The sequence below is a fragment of the Streptomyces sp. NPDC059456 genome (assembly GCF_042750055.1).
GTDB lineage: Bacteria > Actinomycetota > Actinomycetes > Streptomycetales > Streptomycetaceae > Streptomyces.
Window position 1 is genome coordinate 1 of record NZ_JBHYVA010000597.1, and the last position, 5,365, is coordinate 5,365.

Sequence of the window (5,365 nt, forward strand, 5' to 3'; positions counted from 1 at the left end):
TGGGGGTGTGGGGGGCTGGTAGTGGTTTAAACCCCCCCCCCCCCCCCGCCCGGGTCCGGCCCGGGGCCCGGGGGCCCGGGGGGGCCGCCGCCCCCCCCCCCCACGCCTCCGGGCAGCCCGTCGCCTCGGTCGACTCGCTCGTCCTGCGGCCGCTCACCGACGACCGGCTCGCCCAGGACCGCTCCCTCACCCGGGACGCCCTGTTCCGCATCGACTGGCAGGCCCTCCCGGCGGCCGCCGCCGACGCCTCCCTCGCCCCGTGGGAGGCCACCCGGTCCGCCGCAGAGGACGCCGACCCGGCCGACGTGGTCCTGTGGGACGCCCCCGCCGGGAACGGGGCCGACGCCGTCCGCACCGCCGCGCACGAAGCCCTCGCCGTCGTCCGCGAATGGCTCGCGGACGAGCGGTACGCCGCCTCGGTCCTCGTCGTCCGCACCCGCGGCGCCGTCGCCGCCCGGGCCGGCGAGGACGTCACCGACCTGGCCGGCGCCACCGTCTGGGGCCTGGTCCGATCGGCCCAGTCCGAGAACCCCGGCCGGGTCGTCCTGGCCGACGCCGCGACCGACGCCGACGTCCTCACCGCGTACGCCGCCGGCGAATCCCAGATCGCCGTCCGCGACGGCGTCGCGTACGCACCGCGCCTGGTCCGCGCCGCAGTCCCCGAAGCGGGCGAAGACGGCGACGCACCGCGGTTCGCCGCGGACGGCACCGTCCTGCTCACCGGCGGCACCGGCATGCTGGGCCGGCTCTTCGCCCGCCACCTGGTCACCGCGCACGGCGTGCGCCGCCTGCTGCTCGCCGGCCGCCGCGGCCCGGACGCCGAAGGCGCCGCCGGACTCGCCGCCGAGCTCACCGAACTCGGCGCCCACGTCGAGATCGCGGCCTGCGACGCCGCCGACCGCGACGCCCTCGCCGCCCTGCTGGCCACCGTCCCCGCCGCGCACCCCCTCACCGGGGTCGTCCACCTGGCGGGCGTCCTCGACGACGGCATCCTCGGCTCGCTCACCCCCGAGCGCATCGACGCCGTCCTGCGCCCCAAGGCCGACGCGGCCCTCAACCTGCACGAACTCACCGCCGGCGCCGACCTCTCGGCCTTCGTCCTGTTCTCCTCCGTCGCCGGTGTCTTCGGCAACCCCGGCCAGGCCAACTACGCGGCCGCCAACGCCTTCCTGGACGGCCTCGCCGCCCACCGGCAGGCCCGCGGACTGCCCGCCCAGTCCCTCGCCTGGGGTTTCTGGGGCGAGGCCAGCGCCATGACCGGCAACCTGACGGACGCCGAACGCTCCCGCATCTCGCAGGGCGGCGTCTTCCCGATCTCCGCCGACGAGGGCGTCGCGCTGTTCGACGCCGCGGGGCGCGCCGGCGACGCCACCCTGGTGCCCGTCAAGCTGGACCTCGGGGCCCTCCGCGCCCAGGGGGCGAGCGCCCGCGAGGTGTTCCGCTCCCTCGCCCCGGTCACCGCCCGCCGCAAGGCCGGCGGAAAGGTCGAGGCCGGCGCCCTCCAGCAGCGGCTGGCCTCCCTCCCGGAGGCCGACCGCGAGGAGGTGCTCGTCGAGCTGGTGCTGCGGCAGGTAGCCGACGTACTCGGCTTCAGCTCGACCCAGGCCATCGAGCCGGAGCGGGCGTTCAAGGAGCTCGGCTTCGACTCGCTGCGCGCCGTCGAGTTCCGCAACGGACTCGCCGAGGCCACCGGCCTGCGCCTGCCCGCCACCATCGTCTTCGACTACCCCAACCCCCTCGCGCTGGCCCGCCACCTGCTCACCGAGGTGTCCGGACTGCCCGCGGCCGCGGCCGCACGGCCCGCGGCGGCCCGCAAGACGGCTGCCGCGACGGCCGACGACGACCTCGTCGCCATCGTCGGCATGGCCTGCCGCTACCCCGGCGGCATCACCTCGCCCGCCGGCCTGTGGCAGGCCGTCGCCGACGGCGTCGACGCGATCTCCGACTTCCCGGCCGACCGCGGCTGGGACCTGGCCCGCATTTACGACCCGACCGGCGCGCGCCCCGACACGAGCTACGTCGCCCAGGGCGGATTCCTCCACGACGCCGGCGACTTCGACCCCGACTTCTTCGGCATCAGCCCCAACGAGGCGCTGATCATGGACCCGCAGCAGCGGCTGCTGCTGGAGGCGTCCTGGGAAGCCTTCGAGGACGCGGGCATCGACCCGCGCACCCTCAAGGGCAGCAGCACCGGCGTCTACTCCGGGATGATGTACCACGACTACGCGCACAACGCCTCCACGGGCGGCATCGCCTCGGGCCGCGTCTCCTACGTCCTCGGCGTCGAGGGCCCGTCCATGACGGTCGACACGGCCTGCTCGTCCTCCCTCGTCTCCCTGCACCTGGCCATCCAGGCGCTGCGCTCCGGCGAGTGCACCCTCGCCCTGGCCGGCGGCGTCACCGTGATGTCCGACCCCGAGGTGTTCGTCGAGTTCAGCCGCCAGAAGGGCATGGCCAGGGACGGCCGCTGCAAGTCCTTCGCGGGCGCCGCCGACGGCGCCGCCTGGTCGGAGGGCGTCGGCGTCCTCGTCGTCGAACGCCTCTCGGACGCCCGCCGCAACGGCCACCGCGTCCTGGCCGTCGTACGGGGCTCCGCCGTCAACCAGGACGGCGCCTCCAACGGCCTCACCGCCCCCAACGGCCCCTCCCAGCAGCGCGTCATCCACGCCGCCCTGGACAGCGCCGGCCTGAGCACCGCCGACGTCGACGTCGTCGAGGCCCACGGCACCGGCACCACCCTCGGCGACCCGATCGAGGCCCAGGCAGTCCTCGCCACCTACGGCCAGGGCCGCGACGAGGACAAGCCGCTGTGGCTCGGCTCCCTCAAGTCGAACATCGGCCACGCCCAGGCCGCCGCCGGCGTCGGCGGCGTCATCAAGATGGTGCAGGCCCTGCGCCACGGCCTGATGCCGAAGACCCTGCACATCGACGAGCCCACCCCGGTCGTCGACTGGGAGGCGGGCAACGTCAGACTGCTCCAGGAGCCGGTCGCATGGCCCGCCACGGCCGGCCGCCCGCGCCGCGCCGGCATCTCCTCCTTCGGCCTCAGCGGCACCAACGCCCACGTCATCCTCGAAGAGGCCCCCGCCGACGCCACGGCGCCGGCCGGCGAACACCGCGAACTGCCCCTCGTACCGGTCGTGCTGTCGGCCCGCAGCCCGCAGGCCCTCGCCGAGCAGGCGCAGCGCCTGCGGGAGCGGGTCGGCGAGGAAGCGGAGCTCTCCCTGACCGACCTCGGCCACGCGACGGCCACCTCCCGCACCCCGCACGACCACCGCGCCGCGGTGATCGCCGGGAACCGCGAGGAACTGCTCGCCGGACTCGCCGCGCTGACCGCAGGCTCGGCGACCGCGGGCGTGGTCCAGGACTCCGTACGGGACGGCAAGCCCGCCTTCCTGTTCACCGGCCAGGGCGCCCAGCGCCCGGGCATGGGCCGGGAACTGCACGCCGGCTTCCCGGTCTTCGCCGCCGCCCTCGACGAGGTCGTCGCCGCGCTCGACACCTACCTCGACACCCCGCTGTACGAGGTGATGTGGGGCGAATCCGCCGAGGCCGAGGCGCTGCTGAACAGCACCGCCTACACCCAGCCCGCCCTGTTCGCGATCGGGACGGCCCTGTACCGGCTCGTCGAGTCCTGGGGCGTCCGCCCGTCCTTCCTGGCCGGCCACTCCATCGGCGAGATCACCGCGGCCCACGCCGCCGGCGTGCTCTCCCTCCAGGACGCGGCCCGCCTCGTCGCCGCCCGCGGCCGCCTGATGCAGGCACTGCCCGCAGGCGGAGCCATGGCCGCCCTCGAGGCCACCGAGGAAGAGGTCCTGCCGCACCTGACCGCCACCGCCGGCATCGCGGCCGTCAACAGCCCGCGCTCCCTGGTCGTCTCCGGCGCCGAGGACGCCGTCGAGGAGATCACCGCCGTCTTCACCGCGTTGGGCCGCAAGACGACCCGGCTGCGCGTCTCGCACGCCTTCCACTCGCCGCTGATGGACCCGGTCCTCGCCGAGTTCCACCTCGTCGCCGAGAACGTCACCTACCACCAGCCGAAGATCCCCGTCGTCTCCGGCGTCCACGGCGAGATCAGCGAGGACTGGGGCACCCCCGACTACTGGACCCGCCACCTGCGCGAAGCCGTCCGCTTCGCCGATACCGTCTCGTACCTGCACGGCCAGGGCGTCACCCGCTTCGTCGAGCTGGGCCCCGACGCCGTCCTGTCGGCCCTGACCGGCACCACCCTGGACGGCCGGGACGTCGTCGTCGAGCCGGTCCTGCGCAAGAACCGCCCCGAGCCGCGCACCCTGCTCACCGCGCTGGCCCGCCTGCACGGCACCGGCACGCGCATCGACTGGCAGGCCTTCTACGCCGGCACCGGCGCCCGCCGCGTCGACCTCCCGACGTACGCCTTCCAGCGCCGCCGGTTCTGGATCCAGGGCGGCCAGGCGGGCGGCGACGCCACCTCCCTCGGCCTCTCCACGCTCGACCACCCGCTGCTCGGCGCGGTGATCTCCGCGCCCGAGACGGACGGGATCGTCCTCACCGGCCGCCTCGCGCTCTCCGCCCAGCCGTGGCTGGCCGACCACAAGGTCGGCGAGACCGTCCTCTTCCCCGGCACCGGCTTCGTGGAACTCGCCGTCCAGGCGGGCGACCGGACCGGCTGCCCGGCCGTCGACGAACTGACGCTGGAGGCGCCGCTGGTGCTCCCGCCGCACGGCGGAGTCGCCGTGCGGGTCGCGGTCGGCGCCCCCGACGCGTCGGGCCGGCGCCCGGTCACCTTCCACTCGCGCGGCGAGGACGAGGACCTGCCGTGGGTGCGGCACGCGGTGGGCACGCTCGCCGAGGAGCCCGCCGAACCCGCACGTCCGTTCGACGCGACGGCCTGGCCGCCCGCCGGCGCCGAACCGGTGGACCTGGACGGCTTCTACGCCGACGTGGCCGAGGCCGGCCTGGCCTACGGACCCGTCTTCCAGGGCATGAAGGCCGCCTGGCGCTCCGGCGACGACGTGTACGCCGAGGTCGCGCTGCCCGACGGCGTGGAACCGGACGGATACGGCGTCCACCCCGCGCTGCTCGACGCGGCACTGCACCCGGTCGCCCTGTCCGGCGTGACCGGCGGAGAGGCCGCCCTGCCGTTCGCCCTCTCCGGCGTCTCGCTCTCCGCGGACGGCGCCGCGAGCCTGCGCGTACGGGTCTCCGCCCGCGGCGAGGGTTCGGTCGCCGTCGACCTCGCGGACGCCTCCGGGGTCCCCGTCGCCTCGCTCGCCTCGCTGATGCTGCGCCCGCTGGCCGCGGAGCAGCTGACGGCCGACGGCCGCCCGGTGGTCCGGGACGCGCTGTTCCGGATCGACTGGCCGAAGCAGCCTCCGGCGGCGGC

At 75.7% G+C, this 5,365-nt stretch carries 1 protein-coding gene; it reads left to right on the plus strand.

Translation table 11 applies throughout. The annotated features are described in order from the left end of the window. Positions 1-5,365: type I polyketide synthase (locus ACFXA3_RS34315; protein WP_385193443.1), on the plus strand; the 5,365-nt coding region annotated here is incomplete at both ends.